Origin of the sequence: Sediminicola luteus (assembly GCF_040566555.1) — a bacterium.
GTDB lineage: Bacteria > Bacteroidota > Bacteroidia > Flavobacteriales > Flavobacteriaceae > Sediminicola.
The window spans coordinates 1-24,446 of sequence record NZ_JBEWYP010000010.1; the positions used below are offsets into that span (position 1 = coordinate 1).

Consider the following 24,446-nt stretch of genomic DNA (forward strand, 5'->3'; position numbering starts at 1 on the left):
TTTTGTTCCCCGCAAATAAAAAATGAAAAACTTTTTCCTTTTCTTTTTCGCTGCTCCAGAACCTTCAATGAACATGGCCTCTCGACCGCTTTTCCCTACGCAACCTGCGTTGTTTCGGGCTGCAAACCTACAACCTTTCCACAATAACACAACACTTTTTTTTGCCTTTTTTTCAACTTTTTTTTGTGCCCATCAGAACACCTTATAATACAAGGATTTACAGGTTCAATTAAATTCGGAAGAATTGTATATGGAAACTAATACAGGACTACACACTGATTATATAATCCTTTTCTTTGACCGCATCATATACATCCCTACTAAAGACATATAGCTTAGACGGCTTTTTAGATACCCCTTTTCTTTTTTCATTCAAGGGCACTATATATGGCTTACCCATTGCCTTTTTCCTGAAATTACGATTATCTATCTCTATATTAAGAACCGACTCAAAGGCAAACTGCAAATCATTTAAGGTAAACTTCATGGGAAGAAAGTTAAAGATGATAGGTTCGGTCATGATCCTCTTCTTTAAATCTTCGTAAGCGTCTTGGATTATCAATTGATGATCAAAACCTAATTCTGGCAAGGACTGGTATTGAAACCACCTAAATCCTTCGTGCTTAAGACCAACCTTCTCCAACGGCAAGGCATAGTAGTAGGCTATGGTCATTGTTTGTGCTTGCACTCCCCTACTTCTGACCCACAATAAATCTTTCTCTGATTTAATCCTTCCGGGGTTACCATAGGTGCGGAATTGTATTTTATCTGCACTTTGTATCCCAGAAATCTCTTTAAATATGAGATCAGCAGATTCTTCAAGGGTTTTACTTTTAAAAACATAATAACCAGTCAACACCCAATCATTAATTACCAAAAAATCGTCATCGTACATATTTAATGTACGGTTTCGGAGTAAAACACTCAGGCCATTGGTATCCAAACCAAAGATTACACAATCAACAGTTACATTATCTCTTTTTCTAAAATCCATTTTACACTAGGCTGCGATAAACAAATATATACATTATAAAATCTAGGAATACAACATCAATCTATAGAATCATATTAACTTCTAATTACCCTTGTCCTTATTATGTTTACTTTCTTTTTAGTAATTTTAACCATTGATCCTATCAACCTATATTTATATAAAAACAGAAAAAAGGAAGATATAATTTTACACTTTAATTTACCACACGCTTCTATGCCCAATTTACTCTACTTAAATACTGAAAACACATATTCCTTACCTAGTGGTACATTAAAAGCCAACATCGATCGTGATAAAATAAAAACTAGCATTGTACATCTTGGTGTTACCAACTTTCACAGAGCACACCAAGCTGCCTACATGCAAGAACTTATTGAAAAACACCATGAATTGAACTTTGGTATTTGTGGGATTGATTTACTAGAGTCTGATAGAAAAATATACAATATCCTAAAAGATCAAGACGGACTCTATACCGCCATCTTTAAAAATACCAATGGCATTCATGAGTACAAAATTATTGACGCCATCGTCGAATACTTTTACGGGCCAGAGAATCCGCTAGCAGCAATTGAACGAATGGCACAACCGGACATAAAAATTATTTCCCTTACAATAGCAGAGGATGGCTATCATTTAAATGAAATTACAGGTGAATTTAACTTGACGCATCCTGAGGTTGAACAAGACATTCTTAACAAATTTAACCCAAAGACAGTTTTTGGTTATTTAACCCAAGCTTTTAAGCTGCGCAAAAACCGGGGAATACCAGGATGCACCATTCTTTCCTGTGACAACATAAAAAAAAATGGAGATACCATAAAATCCTCATTTTTCAATTATGTAGCCAAAACAGAACCCTCCTTACTTCCCTGGCTAGAGCAAAATACCAGCTTTCCCAATTCCATGGTTGACAGAATTACAACGGTTACCAGCTCTGAAGATATTGAATTACTTAAAAAAAAGTATCTCATTTATGACCAATGGCCAGTTGTTTGCGAAACCTTCAGCAGCTGGATAATCGAGGATAAGTTTCTCTTTGATAGGCCTGATTGGGAAAAAGCAGGAATTCAGTTCGTGAAAAATATTGAACCTTTTGAAAACATGAAGCTTCGCATCTTGAATGCCGGACATTCAATTTTGGGGATTCTAGGGACTCTCCATGGTTATAAATATGTACACGAAGTTGCAAATGATGAAGACTTTGTTCTTTTTCTGAATGCGTTTATTGACAAAGAAGTTGCTAATAATTTAGTAGGCTCCTCGGAGCAGAATATTCAATCATACAAAAGAGAAGTCATACAACGGTTTAAAAATGCACATATAAAGGATAGACTTTCTAGGATCTGCAAAGAAAGTTCTTCTAAAATACCATTATTTATTCTGCCCACCACTCAAGATCAATTGGCTAAAAAGGACCATATCGAGAATTCTGCTTTCCTTATTGCGGCATGGTGCAAATATTATGACGGGGAAGATGATCAAGGAAATACATATGAGATAATGGATTCACTAAGCAATCAACTTGTAAGGGCTGCTGCGAAATCCCATGTAAAACCAGAAGCTTTTTTAGAAGTATCTACTATATTCGGTGACTTGCACAAACACCAATCTTTGGTTGATCGATTTAAATACTACACAACTAAACTAAGAACCTTAACTATTAAAGAAAGTCTTCAACAACTTAGTTCAGGCAGGTTATAACATAATAAACGTTCTTGAATTACTTATTTTTCAAGAACGTTTACCCTATGCAACTAGAATTGAATCTTAGGAAGTCGTCGTAAGCTCTACTTGGTTTTCAGCTATCATTGGACTTATCTTATATATTTCTTCATTCTTTGACTTGATCAACTCTGCCTTGTTCATCAAATTAAGGAGGACATCCTTTTGGTAGTATGGCTTCCTTAAGTTAACAACAAAATAATTTACTTTGAGATTTCCAACAGTGCGAACAAAGTTTCCTTAGAAGTTTAATTCCTGGCTACCAAACTCCCAATACAAAAGCATTTGATGATCGAATTAACTTTTCAGCAATTTCCAACACTTGAATATTATCCCACAACACCTCTCCAAAACATACTGTACTACTCATTTATTTTATTTAAGATTTTGCTATTTAAATCTACAATACACGCCTCCAAACCTTTGTTCTTTATATTGTAATAGGAAGTAGTATAGGATTCCACAAACAAAGCTTCATTCTTTAAATCACCGAATACTCCTTCAATTTCTATAAACGTCTTTGGATTTTCCTTAGCCTCAATAGCTCTTTTTTGTAAAACCTCCGAAATAGCGTCTTTGATAACAATCTTATTGCCATTTTCATCCAATCCCAACGAATAAATAGCCCAAGCCGCAATTACAAAAGCAGCGAAATCTATATTACCTCTTGTTTTTAATTGAGCAGTTATAGTAGGGAGCAAAAAAATTGGAAGTTTCGCGGAACTTTCAGAACAAATTCTTTCTATCTGATCCTTTATATATATGTTTCCAAAGCGCTGAATTAGGGAGTGTTTATATTTCTTTAAATCTACACCTTCCAAATCTCCCAGGGTTGGCGTTACTTCATTATCCATATATAAACCAAGGAATCTAGCAATATTTATATCTCCGGCAGCTTGGTCTATTGTGGAATACCCTTTTAATGCGCCCAAAATCCCCAGTACAGAATGCCCTGCATTAAGCAATGCCAATTTCATTTTTTCATAAGGAACCACATCATTCACAAATTGCGCCCCAACATCTTCCCAGGCTGGTCTTCCTGTTATAAAATCATCTTCTATAACCCATTGTTTAAATGGCTCGCAAACAACCGGCCACTCATCATCGACCCCCATGGTATCTTTTAATGCAGTAACATCCAACGAACTTGTTGCCGGAGTAATTCTATCTACCATACTATTAGGGAAGGATATTTCTTTTTTGATCCAATCTACCAAACCAGGCTCTGCTTTTTCAACAAAGCTGAGCAGCATGCTTTGCAATATATGTCCATTACCCTGTACATTATCACAAGACTGTAACGCTAGACCTTTCTGATCTCTTTCCTTACGTAATTTTAATGCTTGGGTTAAATAGCCAAATATTGTTTTAGGCTCAGAAGGATGTTTTAAGTCGTGCTGCACCAAAGGGTTTGAAAAATCGAACTGCTTGGTAGCCTCATTATAATTATAACCACCTTCCGTAATGGTAAGTGTAATTATTTTTGTTTCAGGACTGGCCATTTTTTCAATTACAGCTTTAGGATCCTCAGGCGCATATAAAACATCTACAATGGAGCCTATAACAGTGGTAGTAAGTGACCCATCCAATTCTTTCACTATTAAGGTGTACAACCCATCTTGTTCCTTTAACGTATTGTATATCTTTCTGTCAAAATCCAATAAGGCCACCCCACATATCCCCCAGTTTTCATTACCTTTTTTATGTAACAGCTGATCTGTGTACAACGCCTGGTGTGCTCTGTGAAATCCGCCAATACCCACATGGACAATTCCAGCCTTGATCTTTGACCTATCATATAATGGAATTGCCACGCTATCCGCAATCCTGCCCAGATTTTCTGTGTTTAACTTTATACTTTCCATAAAATATTATTATTTATTTTCAAAACGTTGTAACAAAACAGCGAAGATTATTATCCCCCCTTTTACCACTTGCTGTGGATAGGAAGGAACATTTAAAAGATTTAAAATATTACCAATCAACCCCAAAATCAACACACCCATTAGTGTATTTATGGCTGTACCTCTACCTCCGCTCAAACTTGCACCACCAATAACTACAGCTGCAATAGCATCCAATTCCCAGGCCATTCCCATATTGGGAGATCCCAGATTTGTTCTGGATGCTACAATAATTGCCGCAATGGCCGCCAAAGAACCGGAAATAGCATAGACCAAAAATTTATATTTATTGACCTTTATACCCGACAAGCGCGATGCCTCCTCGTTACTTCCAATCGCTATGATAATTCTGCCAAAGACATTGTACCGCAGCATAACCATAGTGAGAATAACAATGACAAGGAATACAATTGCAATATTTGGAATACCTAAAAATGAATTGTTCGCAAAGTCCGACATATACAAACCTCCGTATGTTTTGAAGGTGATAGGAGAACCCTTTGAATAGATAAATCCCATACCACGAGCAACGGTCATCAATGCCAAGGTGGCAATGAAGGGGGCCATTTTCTGGTATGCTACCAAATAACCAGATACACTTCCCAAACTAAAGCCGATAGCTATGGTCATAAGAATTGCCAGTGGTAGGGCGAAAATATTTACAAGTATTGCAAATGTCACGGCCAATAAAGCGACCATGGACCCTACGGACAAATCTATTCCTCCCGATAGGATTACGATAAGCATCCCAATACTAATAATACCTATGCCGGAAACTTGTTTTAGAAGATTACTTAGGTTAACAGATGTAAAAAAGACATCTGAAATTATTGCTGAAAATATCACCAGCAAAAGGAATATGAATATGGTATTGTATTTTATTAAAAACTGAAGCACACCTCCCGGACTACTTAGTTGTTGTTTTAAAGTTAAAGCCATTGTTGTATATTTTAAGAGTTAATTTTTAAGGGTTTTCCGATGGCGTATCGAAGTATGTTTTCCTCGGAGAATTTTTCTTTAGGTAGCTCCCCATAAATAGTACCTTCGTGCATTACCAATATCCTATCAGCAATACCCATTATTTCTGGCATGTCTGACGATATCACAATTACACCAACACCTTTTTTTGCCACTTCATTGATAAGGTGGTAAATTTCTATTTTAGCACCAACATCAACCCCACGCGTAGGTTCGTCAATAATAATTACCTTACTATCAATACTAAGCCATTTTGCCAAGGCTACTTTTTGCTGGTTCCCACCACTCAAATTTTTCACATCAATCTCAGAACTGGGCGTTTTTATGTTTAACTTCTCTATTAAACTTCGAACGTTTTTGCATTCTTTATCAACACTTATAAATCCGAACCTTCCTGAAATTGGCTTAAAACTGGTAACACTAATATTTTTTCGAATGGACAATGGTAAGAACACACCCTCTTCCTTTCTATTTTCAGACACTAAACCAATCTCATAGCCAACAGCATCAACCGGGGTATTGGTTTTAATCTCTTTTCCATTTAAAATAATACTGCCAGATTTCTTCTTGTGGGCACCAAAAATAAGTTTGGCCGTTTCTGTTCTGCCACTACCCCCCAAACCTGCAATACCAAGCACCTCTCCTGGTTTCACATTGAAGGTCACATCGTGAACCAAAGTATCTTTGGCCGTTAGATTGTGTACTTCAAATACGGGAACATCACCAATTTTTACATTGCGCGTTGGATACAAATCTTTTAGTTCCCTGCCAATCATAAGTTTAATAACACCATCAGTATCTGTATCTTTTACAGGCAAACTACCAGTGTCAACCCCATCTTTAAGTACTGTTACCGTATCGGCAATCTTGAAAATTTCTTCAAGATGATGTGATATATAAATGATAGAAATTCCACGCTCCTTTAGTTTGAATAAATTATCAAAAAGCTTTTGGGTATCTGTAGGATCAAATACAGTGGTAGGCTCATCCAAAACCAAGACCTTAGTATCCTCGGATATCGCTTTGGCTATTTCCACCACTTGCTTTTGGACGATACTCAAATTCCTAACCTTGGCCGAAACATTTATATCAAAACCAAGGGAATCAATCAATTCTTGTGCGTCCTTGGTAATTTGTTTCCAATTCATCCAAAACTTACTGGCACCAAGTTTATGTAGGTAAATATTTTCTGCTACCGACAAATCATTTATCAATGATAGTTCTTGATACACCACATTAATTCCCAACACCTGACCGTCGTGTGTGTTTTTTGGATTTATTGTCTCACCATTCAGCAAAACCTGACCGGCATCCTTTTGATACACACCACTTAATATTTTCATTAAAGTGGATTTCCCTGCTCCGTTTTCGCCCAACAAGGCATGAATCTCTCCGGCCTTCACTTTTAAATTGACATTTTCCAAGACTGACACTATTCCGAAACTTTTGGATATTCCGGTCATCTCCAGCCTATATTCACTTGTTGTATTTTTCATATCTGTCATCATCAATGATTAAAACAAGGCATTGGGATTATAATATTCAGCAGCATTTTCTTTGGTAATAAGCAAAGGAGCCGTATATGAAGTTTTCGAAAAATCTCTCTTCCCATTCATATATTGTATAGCGTACATCACCGCGTTTTTACCTATTTGCACCGGGCTATTCATCGCGGTACAACCATAAAAATCTGTTTCCATTATGTATTTGATAGCTTCTTTTTGACCATCAGCGCCCGCAACAATCAGAATATCATCTGTTTTGCCAGCTTGCGCAATTGCTTTAATAGCCCCTAAAACACAAACATCAGACTCGGTTATTACCACATTTATATCTGGATGTGCAACCAAAATATCCTCCATTGCTTTAAGGCCACCGGCATAGGACCAATCTGTATACATCTGCGTTCTTATATTTAAATCTATATATCCCAAGCTTCTTAATTGCTCCTCAGCAATCCCTTGCAACAATCCCTGTTTGCGTGTTTTACCAACAGGATTCCCGGCATTACCACTAAGAAGGGCTATGTTCATTTTTTTATTTCCAAATCTTTCAGCCAACCATTCTCCTGCCAATTCCCCATTTGCCAGGTTATTGGATTGGACCGTTGTAACATATTCTGCTGACGGATTAATGGAACTGTCTATAATAAATACCGGAATACCCGCAGCCTTGGCCAGTTTTGTTACCCCGACCAAAGCGTCTGGATCTTTAGGATTCAACAATAACGCATCCACGCCTTTTGTGATTAAATCTTCCACGGCTGCGACCTGTTTATTAATATCGTCCTGCCCATCCGCAGATAAAAATGTCATTCCATTTTTTTCTGTAGTCTCCTTAATACTTTGCAATAATGCTTGGTAATAAGGGGCATTTAAGGAAGGCGTACAATAGCCAATAGTTTTTCCCTTAAGATCGATGGCGCTTACAATCAGATCATCTTCGGCAGAAATTGTCTCATTATTATTGTTTGATTTTTCTATTGGTTCTGCACAGCCCATTGCCTGGATTAACAGCGTACAAACCAAGAGCGACCTAATAAGGTGCTTCATGTGAAAATTGGTTTTTAATTTCATTTGGATTCTAGTTTTAGTTGAGTTTGATTTTTAATGATTAGAACAACATAATATCTAATTGCAATACCGTTTTCTCCTTTTCAGGATTCCACATAGCTGTAACCTCTATTGGCACTTTATAGCTGCCTATTACAATATCTTTGTTAAGGGCCAACCCTACATTTATAATATTTCCTGCACCTTCGGTATAGAAGGTTTTATCTGTAAAAAATGACCATGCACCTCCTGCAAAAAGGGATAACTTATAATTATCCTTTTGCCACACCTTACTTTTCACTTCAAAGTAGTGTGTCCAAGAATTCTCCATGGAACCATCTTCCAGAACCTCGTAATCCCCAGACCCTCCTCCTAAAATGGTAGCAAGATATAACAAGGTATGATCTCCTAAGGTGTATCCAAAATTAAGGTCCACAAAATTATAGCCCTGGGTTACATCATAACTCCAATAGCGCAACTCATCTCCCCTTTCCTCAACCCCCGTATAATTATTATGGGACACCGCCTCTATGAAAAATTTTTCAGAAAACTTATAGGATGAATAAAATGAGAATTCTTTGTAATCTGCACTTATATATTCTCCTGAATCTTGGTTTATGACATCTATACTAGAAAATCCTGCTCCGCCCCATGCACCGAATGTAAATTTTTCATTTCTAGTCTTATATTCCAAACTGGTTGCAAAAACAGCTCCTGGATGCACCACAAATCCATGCCATATATGCATATTTTTTAGATGGGCACTTGCATTAAATGCCTTATAAGAATCAGCTTCATCTTGTATGTAAATATTTTCTTGAGCGGCCAAATGCGGAACAACAGTCATTAACAAAATTAATAACAACCCGATTCTGTAAATTTTTAAGCCATTACGCAATGAAGGCATTGCAGAATAAATCACACTTTCTTCGAGAATTTTTTCAGAGGACAAATACATGGATTACGGTTTAGGATATACAGTTTAATTATAAAACGTTATTATTACGTTTGCTCAAATATATAATAAAAATTTGAACCTCATAAATTTTAACACATTTAATTAACTATATATCAACATTTAACCAGTTTTTTTACATGATTGACATCCTTATACAAACTCTTAGTAACCTATATAACGTAAGTAAAACGTTTATAAATGCAATAAAACTGCATAAATACCATTCATAAACCTTTGCTCTGATTTTAATCAAAGTCGATTACAAAAAAATAATCATGGTCAATCCGAACAGAACATATCCATGCAACCCCAATTAGTTTTGCATGTATCTGCACAAAAAAGAATCATAATTGTTATTGAAAGTATTTTTGATGACCCTATCTTTGTAGCTTATAATTCTGCATAAATATGATTAAGGTTACATTACCAGATGGTAGTATTAGGGAGAGCAAAAAAGGCAGCACTCCAATGGACGTTGCAAAAAGTATCAGTGAAGGGTTTGCCAGAAATGTTATTTCTGCAAAATACAACGACACCGTTATAGAAGTATCCACACCACTTTTAGAAGACGGATCCTTAGTACTATACACATGGAATGACAAGGAAGGAAAAAAAGCATTTTGGCATTCTTCTTCCCACGTTGTGGCACAAGCCTTGGAAGAATTGTACCCTGGCGCTAAACTGACCATTGGTCCAGCTATTGACAATGGCTTTTATTATGATGTTGATTTTGGAGATCGCAGCATTTCCGAAAAGGACTTTCAAGAAATAGAGAAAAAGGCCCTGGAAATAGCGCGCGGAAAACATGATTATAAGATGCGTGCCGTAACCAAAGCAGAAGCTTTAAATAAATATAAGGCACAAGGAAATGAATATAAGGTAGAACTGATAGAAAATCTTGAGGACGGTACCATTACTTTCTGCGACCATGATACGTTTACCGATCTTTGTCGCGGGGGACACATCCCCAATACCGGGATCATCAAGGCCATAAAAATATTGAGTGTTGCCGGTGCCTACTGGAGAGGTAACGAAAACAACAAGCAGTTGACCCGTGTCTACGGCATCTCCTTTCCAAAACAAAAGGAACTCACAGAATACCTGGAGCTATTGGAGCAGGCCAAGCAACGAGACCATAGAAAATTGGGCAAGGAATTGGAACTGTTCACCTTTTCGGCAAAAGTAGGACAAGGCCTTCCTTTGTGGTTACCGAAAGGAGCAGCCCTTAGGGAGCGTTTGGAGAATTTCTTAAAAAAGGCCCAAAAGAAAGCAGGCTACGAGATGGTTGTAACTCCACATATTGGTCAGAAGGAGCTTTATGTTACTTCCGGGCATTATGCCAAATACGGGGAAGATAGCTTCCAACCTATCAGGACTCCAAAAATGGATGAGGAATTTTTGTTGAAACCAATGAACTGCCCCCACCATTGTGAGATTTTTAATTTCAAACCACATTCATACAAAGATCTACCAAAACGTTTTGCTGAATTTGGCACCGTATACAGGTACGAACAGAGTGGGGAACTGCACGGTCTTACCAGAGTACGTGGTTTTACCCAAGATGACGCCCACATATTCTGTACCCCGGACCAATTGGCGGAAGAATTTAAAAATGTTATTGACCTTACCCTATATGTCTTGGGATCTTTAGGTTTTGGAAATTTCACGGCCCAAGTATCCGTGAGAGATCTCAATACCCCTGAAAAATATATTGGATCGGTTGAAAATTGGGAAAAAGCAGAAAATGCAATTATAAATGCTGCGACAGAAAAAGGGTTGGATTTTGTTGTTGAAAGTGGGGAAGCCGCTTTTTATGGCCCCAAGCTGGACTTTATGGTAAAGGATGCCCTGGGCAGACAATGGCAATTGGGAACAATTCAAGTAGATTACAACTTACCGGAGCGCTTTGACCTTACCTATAAAGGCAGTGACAATGAATTGCACAGACCGGTCATGATTCACCGTGCCCCCTTTGGAAGTATGGAGAGATTCATTGCACTTTTACTGGAACATACTGGAGGAAATTTCCCTTTGTGGCTGATCCCAGAACAGGCTATTGTATTGCCTATAAGTGAGAAGCATGAAAAATATGCCCAAAAAGTTTTAAATTCCCTAGAAAATCACGAAATTCGCGCCCTTGTAGACAAGAGAAGTGAGACTGTTGGCAAGAAAATACGAGAGGCAGAAATGAACAAGATACCGTTTATGCTGATTGTAGGGGACAATGAGGAACAGGAAAACACGATTTCTGTTAGAAGACATGGAGGCGATGATTTAGGCTCTATCTCCTTAACAGACTTCGCCAACTTGGTTACTAATGAAATAAATAGTACCTTAAAGTCGTTTTAAAAAATTAATGTTTAACTAAAATATATTAGCCATAGCAATACGAAAAAGATTTAGGCCACAGCCTAGAAGAGAAAATAAGAATCCGCACAATATCAACAGAGCAATTACCTCTCAAAACGTACGTTTGGTAGGTGACAATGTTGAAGTGGGTGTTTACTCTTTAAAGGACGCACTAGCAAAATCTGAAGAATTAGAGTTGGATTTAGTGGAGATTTCTCCAAAAGCAGATCCACCCGTATGTAAGATTACGGATTACAAGAAGTTTCTTTACGAACAGAAGAAAAGGGAAAAGGTCATGAAGGCCAAAGCCACTAAGGTAGTGGTTAAGGAAATCAGATTTGGTCCACAGACGGATGATCATGATTATGAGTTCAAAAAGAAGCATGCTGAAAAATTCTTAAAGGATGGCGCAAAGCTAAAAGCTTATGTCTTCTTTAAAGGAAGATCTATCGTATACAAAGATCAAGGCGAGATATTGTTGCTGAAACTGGCCTCCGAATTGGAAGAGCTAGGGAAAGTTGAGCAAATGCCGAGATTGGAAGGAAAGCGTATGACGATGTTCCTTGCTCCGAAAACAAAGAAATAAGAACGTATTTCTTTTTAGTTTCCAAAGCAATATAGCATAACAAAATATACCTGTTGAGACTCCCAATGTTTGGGGCAACAGCAAAGATAATAAGCGAGATAAACCATAAATAGGAACAAGATGCCTAAGATGAAAACAAAATCCAGTACCAAGAAGCGTTTTAAGCTTACGGGTACCGGTAAAATCAAAAGAAAGCACGCATTTAAAAGCCACATTCTAACGAAGAAGTCTAAAAAGCGTAAGCTTGCGTTAACCCACTCTACTTTAGTACACGAGGCGGATGTTAACAGCATTAAAGAACAATTACGTTTAAAGTAATCGTTTTTTACGGTAATTAGTATTAACCCTGGAGTTAGGCCTTAAAAAGATTTTGAAATACATTCAGAACGCCTACTACAAAAAAACTTAAAATTATGCCAAGATCAGTAAATTCAGTTGCTTCACGCGCTAGGAGAAAAAAAGTGATGAAGCAAGCCAAAGGTTACTTTGGAAGACGTAAAAACGTTTGGACAGTAGCTAAAAATGCGGTTGAAAAAGCAATGTTATATGCTTATAGAGACCGTAGAAACAAGAAAAGAACTTTCCGTTCCCTATGGATCACCCGTATTAATGCAGGTGCTAGATTACACGGAATGTCCTATTCTCAGTTTATGGGGAAAGTAAAAGCCAACAACATTGAGCTTAACCGTAAGGTTTTAGCCGATTTGGCAATGAACCACCCAGAAGCTTTTAAGGCTGTTGTGAATCAAATAAAGTAACATTAACAATATATCTCGCTTATTAAAAATCCGATTCATATGAATCGGATTTTTTATTTACTGGATTTTCGCGATGGCCTGCTTAAACTCTTGCCAATCTATGAGCTCATCGCCAGATTTATCGTAGCCTTCAACCAATTTGGCAGACACCATTCCCCGAATAAATCCATTGATCTCTGCTTTCTTTAACAGCTCCACAATCTCACCCTTTGTCATTTTACCATCCCCATCCTTATCAAAGAATGCAAATGCTTCCTCAGGGGTCTTAAAATGATTGGTTATCAAGATTTGAATTTTATTTAAGATATCCTCTTTTGCTCCCATAGTATACTAATTTTATAACGTATCCCTAATTTACGAATATTCGGTTTATCCACTAATGACCAAAAGCAGAAACCACCAACTTTCTTCCTCCGGCATGGTTTCTGTGCTCACATAGATATATGCCCTGCCAAATTCCTAAATTCAAGGCTCCATTGGTAATAGGGACCTGTACCGAGACTCCCATCAGTGAAGACTTAATATGTGCCGGCATATCGTCCGAACCTTCATAATCATGCTGGTAATAAGAGGCATTCTCAGGAACCATCACATTCATATGGCTCTCAAAATCCAATCGCACAGTAGGGTCCGCGTTTTCATTAATGGTTAAACTTGCGGAGGTATGTTTGATAAAAACCTGCAACATGCCCAGATCAATACTTTTTAGTTCTGGAAGAGCCTTGACAATATGGTCCGTTATAATATGGAAGCCCCTTTTAAAGGGCGGTAGACTTATTTCTGATTGATAAAATTTCATAATGACCTATTTTTCCTATTCCCCAAAGATGCCGATCGTTGTTGATATTACAAAAATACCACAAACTTTACTTTCCTAGTTTCCACATTTACCCCAAGAACAAATACCTTTGTAACCTAATAAAAATGCAGTAATGGATTTATCAAAAATAAAAATGGTAGTAACGGACATGGATGGCACCCTGCTGAATTCTAACCATGAAGTAAGTGCGCGTTTCTTTGAACTCTTTGAGGAGCTCAAAAAACGGGACATTCTCTTTGTAGCGGCTAGTGGAAGGCAATACAACAGTATTGTTCACAAACTACAATCCATTAAAAATGAAATAATCGTTATTGCAGAAAATGGGGGTTTCGCCATGCATCAAGATCAAGAACTTCTTTCCACCCCTATGGATAAAAGGTATATTGATACTATCTTAAAATCCCTTGAAAATGCACATGGAGCCCACGCCGTACTTTGCGGGAAGAGAAACGCATATCTCAACGGAAATTCCAGTGAGTTTTTGAATAAATTGAAGGAATACTATTCCGAATATACTGTCATGGAGGATATATCCACTTTTGAAGGGGAGGTCCTAAAAGTAGCTGTGTATCATTTTGAAAACTCTGAGAAATTTATATATCCCTCAGTTAAACATTTGGAGGATGATCTAAAGGTTAAGATTTCTGGAGAAAACTGGTTGGACCTTTCCCATCAGAACGCCCATAAAGGATTTGCCCTAGCACAGGTTCAAAAAAAACATAACATTACCAAAGCAGAAACGATGGTTTTTGGAGATTACAACAATGATCTGGAAATGCTGGCTTTGGCAGATTATAGCTTTGCCATGGCCAATGCACACCCCAATGTGCTCCAGGCAGCCAATTACACAACCAAAAGTAATGATGAAAATGGGGTAGAGCATATATTGGAACAACTCATAGCCCACAGAAAGGTTTAGGTTTTTTGTTTCTTTTTCTGGGCAGCGGGAAACAGGACGTTGTTCAAGATCAATCTGTACCCTGGAGAAGTAGGATGTAGCTCTAATTCTGTTTTTGGATCCCCTACCCTATGTTGGTAATCCTCTGGGTCGTGGCCCCCATAAAAGGTAAAAAATCCCTTTCCTTTGATGCCATGGATATAGCGGGCTTCCCCGTTAATTTTGTTTTCACCCAATACCATTACCGTTGGTTTTATTTCATTGCGGGCAAAAGCCGTGGTCTGTCCCATAAAGCCTTTGACAAGGGAGGTGTGATTTTGGCATAACATGGTTGGCACCGGATCCCATTTTGCAGAGAAATCCATCAATGAAAAATAGTCGGACTCCTTGGGCACCATCCCTCTTTTAGTGGTCATGTCTATAGAAGAAAACTCATACTGCAACGGACTGCGTTCCAAGGTAAAGTTGGTAAACGCAAAGGTCCTGCTATAGTCCAACTTATTTTGGTAATTGGCCTCTGAGGGATCACCATCGAACATGGGTTCACATATATCCACCCCATCTGCAGCCAGGGCAATATCAAAACTATCGGTAGCTGAGCACATGGCGAACATGAATCCGCCTCCTATCACGTAATTGCGGATGGCATTGGCCACAGCCCCTTTTTCCTCTGAAACTTTTGAGTACCCCAATTTAGCGGCCAAGCTTTCTGCCTGCGCCTTTCCCTCCAAATACCACGGTGCTGCCCTATAGGCTCCATAAAACTTACCGTACTGCCCGGTAAAATCCTCATGGTGAAGGTGCAACCAATCAAACAACAAGAGTTTATTGTTCAGTACCTCTTCATCATAAATGGTTTCATAGGGAATTTCGGCATAGGTGAGTACCATGGTCACGGCATCGTCCCAAGGCAAATTTTCTTTAGGGGAATAGACCGCTATTTTTGGTGCTTTTTCCAAAATTACGGCTTCCTGGTTTTTTGAAGGACTACTAATTTCTGATAAAATGGCCTCAGCCTGGGCGTCGGAGATTATTTCAAAGGAAACACCGCGAATTTGGCATTCCTTGCGGATGTTATCCCCATCGGGCAGCAGAAATGACCCTCCCCTATAGTTCAACAACCATTGCACTTTTTGTTGTTTGGTGAGCACCCAGTAGGTAATCCCGTAAGCTTTTAAGTGATTTTTTTGACTATCCGCATCCATGGGTATTAAGATTGCAGACGCGAATATTTTGAAAGAAAAAAGGAGAAAAAGTATAGTCCAAAAACTTTTAGACATTATAAACAGCTTTAGTATATAATTATAAAGATAAGAGAAATAAGTAGGATAATTACTCCTACTTACGAATGGTTCTTCTAAAAAAATCCAAAAGTTAGGTTTCTGAAAATCTAGTGACTTAGAAAAAGTGATCAGTTTCTTGTATAAACCAATTTACCTCCTACATAGGTTTGCAAGACCTTAATTTCGGGAATATCAACAGGGTCAATATTACGTAGGTCTCCATCTAAAACTACAAAATCTGCCAATTTTCCTATTTCCAGGGTGCCCTTCCTATTTTCATCAAAGGAAGAATAGGCCGCATCCCTCGTATATGCCAATAATGCCTGTTCTACAGCTATTTTTTCACTGGGAACCCAACCGTTAGGATTTACTCCATCTAAAGTTCTTCTTGTTACCGCAGCATAGATACCGTGTAATGGGGATGCTGGAGCTACAGGCCAATCGCTACCGAAGGCCAAGGTAACATTTGCGTCCAACAACGATTTAAAAGCATAAGTGGTTTTTATTCTGTCCGGCCCTATGGCCTGTTCCGCCCATCTACCATCATCAATGGCATGATAAGGTTGGACGCTCACCACAATACCCAATTTTGAAAATCGCTCGATATCCTCTTTCAACAGATGTTGTGCATGCTCGACTCTAAAGCGCCGATTTTTTGGTCCGTTATTCTCAATAACCTTCTCAAAAATATTTAACAAGGTATGATTTGCATTATCTCCAATAGCATGTACCGCAACTTGAAAATCTGCGTTATCCGCTTTTAAGATCCATTGATACAAATCCTCTTTATCATTTATAAAGAAACCTTTAACTGAAGGCTTGTCTGAATAATCATCAACAAACACTGCGGTATGTGAGCCTAAAGAGCCGTCCATAAAACCTTTTAATCCGCCAGTTCTCAACCATTTATCACTGGTCTTAAATGTAGTATTACGTGTATCCCAATTATTTAAAGGATTAAGGGTGTACATACGGATTACCAATTCATTTGAATCCAATAGCTTTTTGGCAATGGGATAAGTTCCGATGCTATCAACATCATGCACCGAGGTAACACCATTGGACACTAAATATGCCATGGCAGCTTTTAATGCTTTTTCTTTTTGAGGAACTGTCATCGGCGGAATTTTGTTTAAAAGGCCACTCATGGCATTATCCTTCAAAATTCCAGTGGGAAAGCCTTTTTCATCCCTTACGATTTCTCCACCTTCGATATCTGGGGTGTCCTCATTTATTCCCGCAATTTCCAAAGCCAAGGAGTTGGCCAAAGCCATATGCCCGTCTAATCGATACAAAACAACTGGATTTTTGCTAGTGAATTGGTCTATCCATTCTTTTGTAGGGAGTTCTCCTCCCCATAAAGTATGATCCCAATTACCTTCTAGAATCCAACTTCCCGGTTCCAATGTTTTTGCGTAATCAGCAATTCGTTTGATAAATTCTTCTCGAGTAGCGGCATCTCTTAGTTCTACACTCAAAAGGGCATTGCCTCCCATCATTAAATGCACATGAGCATCTATGAAGCCTGGCGAAACAAATTTACCCGCCATATTCTTAACCTCTGTATGTTCTCCTTTGTATTTTCTTATATCATCATTAGAGCCGATAGCGAGTATAGAATCTCTGCGAATAGCCATAGCTTCTGCTTGGATATGTTCCATATTCTCTGTCCAAATGACAGCATTCTCTATAATAAGATCAGCTTTGTTCTTTTGTTAGGAACAAGAAGTCACCACCAAAAAAATCCATACAAGCAAACCATACTGTTTGAAATTCTTTGGCATGTAAAATTTAGATTAATTAAAAAGGAACCTCACTGTCATCCATATCCATATCATCGTTCATAGAACTGCCAAAAGCCTCATCGGCATTCGGGAGATTTTTAGTAATGAACGGGTTATCCTCATTGGCATTCATCTTTGACTGGAATTCGAAAGGAGAATCGAAGTCGTCCAGGTTATCAAATTTACCGAGATTACCGATAAACTTCAATCTTATGTTCTCCAGACCACCATTTCTATGCTTGGCGACAATAAATTCACCCTGACCTGCGGTTGGCGTGCGTTCATCATCATCCCATTCGTCAATTTTGTAATATTCAGGACGATAGATAAAGGCCACAATATCCGCATCCTGCTCAATTGCTCCAGATTCCCTAAGATCCGATAGGATGGGTCTCTTACTTCCTCCCCTGGTCTCTACGGCCCTGGATAATTGTGAAAGTGCAATAACGGGACAGTTCAATTCCTTGGCCAAAGCCTTAAGGTTTCGGGAAATGGTTGATATTTCCTGTTCCCTGTTTCCTCCTTTTTGACTCCCCCCTGCGGTCATCAACTGCAAATAATCAATAACGATCATTCGTATCCCGTGTTGTGAGGCCAATCTTCTTGCCTTCGCCCTAAGGTCGAAAATAGAAAGGGATGGGGTATCATCTATAAACAATGGGGCATTTTCCAATGCCTTTACTTTAACATTTAATTGTTCCCATTCGTGTTTTTCCAGTTTACCGGTTCTCAGTTTTTCTGAGGACAGTCCGGTTTCCGAAGAAATCAAACGGGTGATCAATTGGACCGAGGACATCTCCAAAGAGAAAAAAGCCACGGGAATATTGTTGTTTACGGCCATATTCCTTGCCATGGACAAGGTCAGAGCCGTTTTACCCATACCAGGACGGGCGGCTACTATGATCAAATCACTGGGTTGCCATCCAGAGGTAAGTTTATCCAACTTATCAAAACCGGAAGGAACACCACTAAGGCCTTCTTTTCCGGCGATCTCCTCTATCCTCTTTTTGGCCTGAATTACCAAATTCTGGGCTGTTTCGGCAGAACGTTTTAGGTTACCTTGGGTAACATCGTATAATTTGGCTTCCGCGGTATCCAAAAGATCAAATACGTCGGTTGCATCTTCATATGCTTCCTGAATGATCTCACTTGAAATTTTTATCAGGCTGCGCTGAATATATTTTTGAAGGATAATACGTGCATGGAACTCAATATGGGCTGAGGATGCTACTTTTTGGGTCAGTTTAATCAAATAAAAATCCCCTCCTGCTGCCTCTAAATTTCCGTCTTTCTTCAATTGGGAAGAAACGGTTAATAAATCCACTGGTTCCGAGGTTTCAAACAGTTTAAAGATGGCCTCATAGATGAATCTATGGGCGTCCTTATAGAACACATCAGGATGTAGAATATCTATTACCTCATCTACCCCTTTCTTATCTATCATCATCGCTCCAATCACAACTTCTTCTAAATCAATTGCTTGAGGCGGTATTTTTCCCCTTTCAAGGTTGATTAAAGCAGATTGATCTATTTTACGACCGACAATCGGACTTGGTTTTTCCATGAGTGCTAAAGTATGCTATTTAACCTTTAGTTAACAATGATATGGGTCATAGGATGTTCACCATTAGTTAACAATAAGGGTGTTGATAAGTTACGAAATTGTGTTGATAACGAAAAAAATCTGGAGTTTGAATCCTCCAGATTTTAAGAAAGTTTTTTAAACGGGCTTATTAGCCGTTAAAGACACCCATGTTGGCATATTTATCCATTCGGGCATTCACCAAATCTTTTGGTGATAACTTTTTTAGATCCTCATAATGGGAGCTAATTTTATTTTTTACGATTTCAAAAGTCTTTTCTCTATTGGCATGTGCTCCACCGGCAGGTTCTTTGACCACCTCATCAATAAGCTTCAACTTTTTCATATCGGTAGAGGTCAATTTCAATGATTCCGCCGCTTGTTCTTTATATTCCCAGCTTCTCCAAAGAATGGAAGAGCACGATTCTGGAGAAATTACAGAATACCACGTATTCTCCAACATCAATACCTTATCTCCTACTCCTATCCCCAAAGCACCACCTGAAGCACCTTCACCAATAATCAATACGATAATCGGCACCTTCAACCTGGTCATTTCCAAAATATTCCTTGCAATGGCCTCTCCTTGTCCACGTTCTTCCGCTTCAATTCCAGGATATGCACCGGGAGTATCAACCAAACATACTACAGGTACGCCAAATTTTTCTGCAGACTTCATCAAACGCAAAGCCTTTCTATATCCTTCGGGATTGGCCATCCCAAAGTTTCTGTATTGTCTTGTTTTGGTATTGTAGCCTTTTTGCTGACCGATGAACATATATGTTTGGTCACCAATTTTTCCCAATCCTCCTATCATGGCCTTATCATCCTTTACGGTTCTATCACCGTGAAGTTCCAACCAGGTATCGCCACAAATAGCATTGATATAATCCAGGGTATATGGTCTATTTGGGTGTCTCGAAAGTTGCACCCTTTGCCATGCTGTAAGGTTTTTGTAGATTTCTTTTCGGGTTTCGGAAAGCTTTTTCTCTATTTGTTTGCAGGTCTCGGTTACGTCAACGTCGCTCTCCTTTCCAATAACCATGCACTTATCTAATTGTTCTTCAAGTTCTTTGATCGGAAGTTCAAAATCCAAATACTCCATGAAACTACAGTTTAAATTATAAAAGCAGACAAATATAAAACTTTAAAGGAGAACCTTAGCGAACTCTTTTACTTTTTAACCTTGTCCAATTTTTTAGAATACCATTGGCAATTACAGTGGAAAGAATCACCAGGGCCCCAATGTAAAACATGGGATCCATTTTCTCACTTTCCCCTAAGATAATAAAAGCCAAGAAAATACCATAAACAGGCTCTAAATTAATGGTCAGCATTACAGTGTATGGAGTGATAAACTTCATCACCTTTACCGAGGCTATAAAGGCATAGGCCGTACAAATTGACGCCAAAATAAAAATATACATCCAATCATCGGAGGAAAGCTGAAAGAAGTCTGTCGTAAAGCTTCCACTAAAAAAAAGATAAATAGACAAGAATACTACCCCACTTGCCATTTCGTATATGGAAATCACCGATGGCCTTTCCTTTTGAATCAGTTTCCCGTTGATCAGGGAGAAAGTTGCCGACAATAGGGCCGATATAAGGGCCAGAACAATCCCCTCCACATAACTTGACTCTACATTGAAAATAAGGTAGAGACCCAGCATTACAATGATCCCAAAGAGGATCTCGTACCAGACTATTTTTCTACCATACCAAATTGGCTCCAATAATGCGGTAAAAAAGGCTCCTGTGGACATGGTGGCCAATGCCACCGAAACGTTGGATACCTTTATGGCCTTAAAAAAAGTAATCCAATGCAAGGTGATGACCACCCCAGCAATGATTAAAATGATCAATGTCTTGGTGGGCACCCGAAGTGAAAACTTCTTGTAGGCGATATATAAAAAAATTAATCCGGAAGCCATGAACATGCGATACCAGACCAATGGCAGGGCATCCACCGTTATCAGCTTCCCAAGAACAGCTGTGAATCCCCAGATAAATACAATAAAATGAAGATGGAGGTAATTCTTGATTTTATCGTTTGGCATTCTGCAACAGATAAAATCCTACAATTCCAAAGGCTACATTGGGCAATACGACTGCCAACATTGGAGAAAATCCAGATTGTTCGGCCAAGGTTCCAAAAACCTTATCAAAAAAGATATAGATAAAGGCCACCCCAATCCCGAAAGCGAGGTTCACACCCATGCCACCCCTGCGTTTTGCAGCTGAAACCGCAACGGCAATAATGGTCAATATAAATGCGGTGACAGGCAATGCCCATCTTCGATACTTTACCAATAGATAACTATTGATGTTGGAGGCCCCTTTTTTGCGTTGCGCCTTAATAAAACTATTCAGTTCAAATAAATTTTTGGTCTCCGCTATATAGGAAACCGGCGTAAGGTCATCTATCTGAAAATTAAAAATGGTATCCAATTTACGTTTGGTCTCAACCACTTCCTTATTACCCACCAGCGTTCTTTTCATGTATGAGGTCAACTCATAAACACTATCTTTTTCTTTCCATCTGATATTCCCTGCCGAAATTTTATATTCTAATTGGTCCTTATCATTAAAATGTTCCAAGGTAAAATTATAACCACGTTGCCGGGCCGGGTCAAAACTACTGACGTAGATAAAATCATTTTCATTCAATTGGTTGAAAATATTGCTTGTAACCCTGTCCTGTTTGCCCTTTTTAAGGTATTTGTATTTAAACTCATTGAACCCTTTACTGGCATTGGGCACAATGAACATCCCCATGACGAACATGATGATGGCGATAATTGAAGCTCCAATAAAATAAGGCCTTAAGAACCGGCCGTAGGAAACCCCAGAACTTAAAATGGCCACGATTTCCGTGTTATTAGCCAGTTTTGAGGTAAAGAAGATTACAGATAAAAACAAAAAGATGGGAAACAGCAAGCTGCCGATATAGATGGTAAAATTTAGATAGTAATAAGCGATCTCGTTCAAGGGCGCTTCATTGTCTATCATTTTCCCTATCTGCTCCGCAAGGTTGGCCATGATCCCAATAGGGATAAAAAGCATCAGCATCACTGTAAAAGTTGCCAGATACCGTTTTAATATGTATTTATCTAAGATGGTCAACATTACAGCCTCTTATCCATTTGTTTTACCATTATATTTTTCCATTCGTAAAAATCCCCAGCTAAAATATGCTTTCTCGCTTCACGGGTCAACCAAAGATAAAAGCCTAGGTTGTGAATTGTTGCAATTTGTTTGCCCAAATATTCATTGGCGGCGAACAAATGTCTTAAATAGGCCTTTGTATACTCTGTATCTACAAAGGTGATTCCCATTTCGTCCAAAGGGGAAAAATCATCTTCCCATTTTTTATTTTTTATATTGATGGTGCCATGGGCCGTAAACAACATCCCGTTACGGGCATTACGTGTTGGCATTACACAATCGAACATATCTATTCCCAAAGCTATATTCTCCAAGATATTGATAGGAGTCCCCACACCCATTAAGTAACGAGGTTTATCCTCGGGTAAAATTTCTGTCACAACCTCGGTCATGGCGTACATTTCATCTGCAGGTTCTCCAACTGACAATCCACCAATGGCATTCCCCACTGCTCCAACACCGGCAATATATTCTGCTGATTGCCTTCTAAGGTCCTTATAGGTTGATCCTTGAACTATAGGAAAAAATGCTTGTGAGTATCCATATTTAAAAGGTGTTTTTTCCAAATGGGTCAAACAACGCTCCAACCATCTATGCGTCATGTGCATGGACCTTTTTGCATAGTTGTAATCACATGGGTATGGCGTACACTCATCAAAAGCCATGATAATATCGGCACCAATGGTACGCTGTATTTCCATAACATTTTCTGGGGTGAACACATGATAGGAACCGTCTATGTGGGATTTAAACTTTACCCCTTCTTCCTTGATCTTGCGGTTATCGGAAAGGGAATATACCTGGTAGCCCCCGCTATCGGTTAAAATATTCCTGTCCCAGTTCATAAATTTGTGCAAGCCCCCGGCTTCTTCCAAAATCCTTGTTTTGGGTCTTAAATATAAATGATAGGTATTCCCAAGGATAATATCAGGATTAATATCATCTTTTAATTCTCTTTGGTGCACCCCTTTTACCGAGGCAACCGTACCAACAGGCATGAAAATCGGGGTTTCTATTGTACCGTGATCCGTTACCATTTTTCCGGCACGTGCTTTACTCTTAGGGTCTTTATGTAATAATGTAAATTCCAAATCTCTGTTTAAGTCGGCAAATATAATCAACTAAGCCTCAAATGTCCTTAACAAAAAAATAAAGTTGACCCACTGTCCTGATGGTTAACAAAATATAACAAATCATACTTGTATACCCAAAAGATACCGTTTACTTTTGGGAACTATAAAATAAGATAAGAAATGCCAACAACACAAGAATTACAGGATATTACGGTACAAACACGTAGGGACATTGTACGGATGGTACATAAGGTTAACTCAGGACACCCTGGAGGCTCTTTGGGCTGTACAGAATTTTTGGTAGCCTTGTACAATGAAGTCATGGAACTTAAATCAGGATTTGACATGGATGGTATTGGGGAAGATCTTTTCTTTTTATCCAATGGACATATCTCTCCTGTGTACTACAGTGTTTTGGCACGAAAAGGATATTTTCCGGTTGAAGAATTGAATACTTTTAGATTGATAAATTCCCGATTGCAGGGACACCCAACTACCCATGAGGGGCTTCCTGGGGTAAGGATAGCTTCCGGTTCATTGGGCCAGGGAATGTCCGTTGCCCTCGGTGCCGCACAAGCGAAAAAGCTGAACAAAGATTCTAAACTAGTATATACCCTACATGGTGATGGGGAATTACAGGAAGGTCAAAACTGGGAAGCAATAATGTATGCCGCCGGTAAAAAAGTTGATAATATCATAGCGACCATTGATTACAATGGCCAGCAAATTGATGGGGCGACCGACGATGTGATGCCAATGGGTGACCTAAAGAAAAAGTTTGAAGCCTTTGGATGGGATGTATTGGAAGTAGTAGAGGGGAACAATCTGGAAGCTATCATCAAAGGACTAAAAGAAGCAAAAAGCAGAACAGGTAAAGGAAAACCGGTCTGTATTCTTTTACATACCATTATGGGACATGGGGTAGATTTTATGATGTATACCCATGCTTGGCACGGAAAGGCACCAAATGATGAGCAGTTGGAAACGGCCTTGGCCCAAAACCCAGAAACACTAGGTGACTACTAATCTTATCCAAA

Annotated in this window: 22 protein-coding genes; 7 read left to right on the forward strand and 15 right to left on the reverse strand. The window is 38.8% G+C overall.

What is annotated here, in order from left to right; translation table 11 throughout:
* Positions 1-268: 268 nt before the first annotated feature.
* Positions 269-994, reverse strand: coding sequence for an NUDIX hydrolase (locus ABXZ32_RS14290; protein WP_354619371.1), 726 nt, complete (start codon positions 992-994; stop codon positions 269-271).
* A gap of 213 nt (positions 995-1,207) precedes the next feature.
* On the opposite strand from ABXZ32_RS14290, the gene ABXZ32_RS14295 reads away from it, so the two are divergent.
* Positions 1,208-2,698: a mannitol dehydrogenase family protein gene (locus ABXZ32_RS14295; RefSeq protein ID WP_354619372.1), complete on the forward strand. Its 1,491-nt coding sequence runs from the start codon at positions 1,208-1,210 to the stop codon at positions 2,696-2,698.
* 383 nt (positions 2,699-3,081) lie between these two features.
* On the opposite strand, the gene ABXZ32_RS14300 is transcribed toward ABXZ32_RS14295, so the two are convergent.
* The 5 genes from ABXZ32_RS14300 to ABXZ32_RS14320 form a co-directional block, all read right to left on the reverse strand.
* On the reverse strand, positions 3,082-4,584 hold the full coding sequence (locus ABXZ32_RS14300; protein WP_354619373.1) for a mannitol dehydrogenase family protein: 1,503 nt from the start codon (positions 4,582-4,584) through the stop codon (positions 3,082-3,084).
* A gap of 9 nt (positions 4,585-4,593) precedes the next feature.
* Positions 4,594-5,562: an ABC transporter permease gene (locus ABXZ32_RS14305; protein ID WP_354619374.1), complete on the reverse strand. Its 969-nt coding sequence runs from the start codon at positions 5,560-5,562 to the stop codon at positions 4,594-4,596.
* A gap of 11 nt (positions 5,563-5,573) precedes the next feature.
* Complete coding sequence (locus ABXZ32_RS14310; RefSeq protein WP_354619375.1) at positions 5,574-7,097, reverse strand: sugar ABC transporter ATP-binding protein; 1,524 nt, start codon at positions 7,095-7,097, stop codon at positions 5,574-5,576.
* Between the two features lie 18 nt (positions 7,098-7,115).
* Positions 7,116-8,153 carry a substrate-binding domain-containing protein gene (locus ABXZ32_RS14315; RefSeq protein ID WP_354619376.1) on the reverse strand — a complete coding sequence of 346 codons (1,038 nt, stop codon included), beginning with the start codon at positions 8,151-8,153 and terminating at the stop codon, positions 7,116-7,118.
* 61 nt (positions 8,154-8,214) lie between these two features.
* A complete protein-coding gene (locus ABXZ32_RS14320) occupies positions 8,215-9,000 on the reverse strand; it encodes a hypothetical protein (RefSeq protein WP_354619377.1) in 786 nt (261 codons plus the stop codon).
* Between the two features lie 519 nt (positions 9,001-9,519).
* On the opposite strand from ABXZ32_RS14320, the gene thrS reads away from it, so the two are divergent.
* From thrS to rplT, 4 genes are all read left to right on the forward strand, one after another.
* Positions 9,520-11,460, forward strand: coding sequence for a threonine--tRNA ligase (gene thrS / locus ABXZ32_RS14325; RefSeq protein WP_354619378.1), 1,941 nt, complete (start codon positions 9,520-9,522; stop codon positions 11,458-11,460).
* Between the two features lie 31 nt (positions 11,461-11,491).
* Positions 11,492-12,046, forward strand: coding sequence for a translation initiation factor IF-3 (infC, locus tag ABXZ32_RS14330; protein ID WP_082591054.1), 555 nt, complete (start codon positions 11,492-11,494; stop codon positions 12,044-12,046).
* Between the two features lie 120 nt (positions 12,047-12,166).
* Positions 12,167-12,364 carry a 50S ribosomal protein L35 gene (rpmI, locus tag ABXZ32_RS14335; RefSeq protein ID WP_082591053.1) on the forward strand — a complete coding sequence of 66 codons (198 nt, stop codon included), beginning with the start codon at positions 12,167-12,169 and terminating at the stop codon, positions 12,362-12,364.
* 95 nt (positions 12,365-12,459) lie between these two features.
* Positions 12,460-12,804, forward strand: coding sequence for a 50S ribosomal protein L20 (gene rplT, locus ABXZ32_RS14340; RefSeq protein WP_062053226.1), 345 nt, complete (start codon positions 12,460-12,462; stop codon positions 12,802-12,804).
* A gap of 57 nt (positions 12,805-12,861) precedes the next feature.
* Here the strand turns inward: rplT and ABXZ32_RS14345 are convergent, their stop codons facing one another.
* Together ABXZ32_RS14345 and ABXZ32_RS14350 are read right to left on the reverse strand one after the other, a co-directional pair.
* A complete protein-coding gene (locus ABXZ32_RS14345) occupies positions 12,862-13,128 on the reverse strand; it encodes an EF-hand domain-containing protein (protein ID WP_354619379.1) in 267 nt (88 codons plus the stop codon).
* Positions 13,129-13,180: 52 nt separating this feature from the next.
* Positions 13,181-13,603, reverse strand: a complete 423-nt coding sequence (locus ABXZ32_RS14350; RefSeq protein ID WP_354619380.1) for a secondary thiamine-phosphate synthase enzyme YjbQ — start codon at positions 13,601-13,603, stop codon at positions 13,181-13,183.
* Between the two features lie 133 nt (positions 13,604-13,736).
* Between ABXZ32_RS14350 and ABXZ32_RS14355 the strand changes: the two genes are divergently transcribed.
* On the forward strand, positions 13,737-14,543 hold the full coding sequence (locus ABXZ32_RS14355) for an HAD family hydrolase (RefSeq protein ID WP_354619381.1): 807 nt from the start codon (positions 13,737-13,739) through the stop codon (positions 14,541-14,543).
* On the opposite strand, the gene ABXZ32_RS14360 is transcribed toward ABXZ32_RS14355, so the two are convergent.
* The 7 genes from ABXZ32_RS14360 to tgt all read right to left on the reverse strand — a co-directional run bounded on the left by ABXZ32_RS14360 (position 14,540) and on the right by tgt (position 23,427).
* Positions 14,540-15,802 carry an asparagine synthetase B gene (locus ABXZ32_RS14360; RefSeq protein ID WP_354619382.1) on the reverse strand — a complete coding sequence of 421 codons (1,263 nt, stop codon included), beginning with the start codon at positions 15,800-15,802 and terminating at the stop codon, positions 14,540-14,542. The genes ABXZ32_RS14355 and ABXZ32_RS14360 overlap by 4 nt on opposite strands.
* 131 nt (positions 15,803-15,933) lie before the next feature.
* Positions 15,934-17,466, reverse strand: coding sequence for an amidohydrolase (locus ABXZ32_RS14365; protein WP_354619383.1), 1,533 nt, complete (start codon positions 17,464-17,466; stop codon positions 15,934-15,936).
* 139 nt (positions 17,467-17,605) lie between these two features.
* On the reverse strand, positions 17,606-19,153 hold the full coding sequence (gene dnaB, locus ABXZ32_RS14370; protein WP_354619384.1) for a replicative DNA helicase: 1,548 nt from the start codon (positions 19,151-19,153) through the stop codon (positions 17,606-17,608).
* Positions 19,154-19,322: 169 nt separating this feature from the next.
* Complete coding sequence (locus ABXZ32_RS14375; RefSeq protein ID WP_354619385.1) at positions 19,323-20,276, reverse strand: acetyl-CoA carboxylase carboxyltransferase subunit alpha; 954 nt, start codon at positions 20,274-20,276, stop codon at positions 19,323-19,325.
* Between the two features lie 55 nt (positions 20,277-20,331).
* Positions 20,332-21,228, reverse strand: a complete 897-nt coding sequence (locus ABXZ32_RS14380; RefSeq protein WP_354619386.1) for a DMT family transporter — start codon at positions 21,226-21,228, stop codon at positions 20,332-20,334.
* Entirely contained in the window at positions 21,215-22,297 is a 1,083-nt protein-coding gene (locus ABXZ32_RS14385) for an LptF/LptG family permease (protein ID WP_354619387.1), read from the reverse strand. The genes ABXZ32_RS14380 and ABXZ32_RS14385 overlap by 14 nt, the downstream gene beginning before the upstream one ends.
* Positions 22,297-23,427, reverse strand: coding sequence for a tRNA guanosine(34) transglycosylase Tgt (gene tgt, locus ABXZ32_RS14390; RefSeq protein ID WP_354619388.1), 1,131 nt, complete (start codon positions 23,425-23,427; stop codon positions 22,297-22,299). Before tgt ends, ABXZ32_RS14385 begins: the two co-directional genes overlap by 1 nt.
* Positions 23,428-23,589: 162 nt before the next feature.
* On the opposite strand from tgt, the gene ABXZ32_RS14395 reads away from it, so the two are divergent.
* Positions 23,590-24,435, forward strand: coding sequence for a transketolase (locus ABXZ32_RS14395; RefSeq protein ID WP_354619389.1), 846 nt, complete (start codon positions 23,590-23,592; stop codon positions 24,433-24,435).
* Positions 24,436-24,446 lie beyond the last annotated feature (11 nt).

What these genes read in the sequence shown, in the direction of transcription:
- ABXZ32_RS14310 (WP_354619375.1), bottom strand. Translation starts at nt 7,097, where the DNA reads ATGAAAAATACAACAAGTGAATATAGGCTGGAGATGACCGGAATATCC.
- ABXZ32_RS14395 (WP_354619389.1), top strand. Translation starts at nt 23,590, where the DNA reads ATGCCAACAACACAAGAATTACAGGATATTACGGTACAAACACGTAGG.
- ABXZ32_RS14375 (WP_354619385.1), bottom strand. Translation starts at nt 20,276, where the DNA reads ATGGAGTATTTGGATTTTGAACTTCCGATCAAAGAACTTGAAGAACAA.
- ABXZ32_RS14380 (WP_354619386.1), bottom strand. Translation starts at nt 21,228, where the DNA reads ATGCCAAACGATAAAATCAAGAATTACCTCCATCTTCATTTTATTGTA.
- ABXZ32_RS14315 (WP_354619376.1), bottom strand. Translation starts at nt 8,153, where the DNA reads ATGAAGCACCTTATTAGGTCGCTCTTGGTTTGTACGCTGTTAATCCAG.
- ABXZ32_RS14295 (WP_354619372.1), top strand. Translation starts at nt 1,208, where the DNA reads ATGCCCAATTTACTCTACTTAAATACTGAAAACACATATTCCTTACCT.
- ABXZ32_RS14355 (WP_354619381.1), top strand. Translation starts at nt 13,737, where the DNA reads ATGGATTTATCAAAAATAAAAATGGTAGTAACGGACATGGATGGCACC.
- ABXZ32_RS14385 (WP_354619387.1), bottom strand. Translation starts at nt 22,297, where the DNA reads ATGTTGACCATCTTAGATAAATACATATTAAAACGGTATCTGGCAACT.
- ABXZ32_RS14360 (WP_354619382.1), bottom strand. Translation starts at nt 15,802, where the DNA reads ATGTCTAAAAGTTTTTGGACTATACTTTTTCTCCTTTTTTCTTTCAAA.
- ABXZ32_RS14290 (WP_354619371.1), bottom strand. Translation starts at nt 994, where the DNA reads ATGGATTTTAGAAAAAGAGATAATGTAACTGTTGATTGTGTAATCTTT.
- ABXZ32_RS14320 (WP_354619377.1), bottom strand. Translation starts at nt 9,000, where the DNA reads ATGACTGTTGTTCCGCATTTGGCCGCTCAAGAAAATATTTACATACAA.
- thrS (WP_354619378.1), top strand. Translation starts at nt 9,520, where the DNA reads ATGATTAAGGTTACATTACCAGATGGTAGTATTAGGGAGAGCAAAAAA.
- rplT (WP_062053226.1), top strand. Translation starts at nt 12,460, where the DNA reads ATGCCAAGATCAGTAAATTCAGTTGCTTCACGCGCTAGGAGAAAAAAA.
- ABXZ32_RS14300 (WP_354619373.1), bottom strand. Translation starts at nt 4,584, where the DNA reads ATGGAAAGTATAAAGTTAAACACAGAAAATCTGGGCAGGATTGCGGAT.
- ABXZ32_RS14345 (WP_354619379.1), bottom strand. Translation starts at nt 13,128, where the DNA reads ATGGGAGCAAAAGAGGATATCTTAAATAAAATTCAAATCTTGATAACC.
- ABXZ32_RS14305 (WP_354619374.1), bottom strand. Translation starts at nt 5,562, where the DNA reads ATGGCTTTAACTTTAAAACAACAACTAAGTAGTCCGGGAGGTGTGCTT.
- rpmI (WP_082591053.1), top strand. Translation starts at nt 12,167, where the DNA reads ATGCCTAAGATGAAAACAAAATCCAGTACCAAGAAGCGTTTTAAGCTT.
- ABXZ32_RS14365 (WP_354619383.1), bottom strand. Translation starts at nt 17,466, where the DNA reads ATGGAACATATCCAAGCAGAAGCTATGGCTATTCGCAGAGATTCTATA.
- dnaB (WP_354619384.1), bottom strand. Translation starts at nt 19,153, where the DNA reads ATGGAAAAACCAAGTCCGATTGTCGGTCGTAAAATAGATCAATCTGCT.
- ABXZ32_RS14350 (WP_354619380.1), bottom strand. Translation starts at nt 13,603, where the DNA reads ATGAAATTTTATCAATCAGAAATAAGTCTACCGCCCTTTAAAAGGGGC.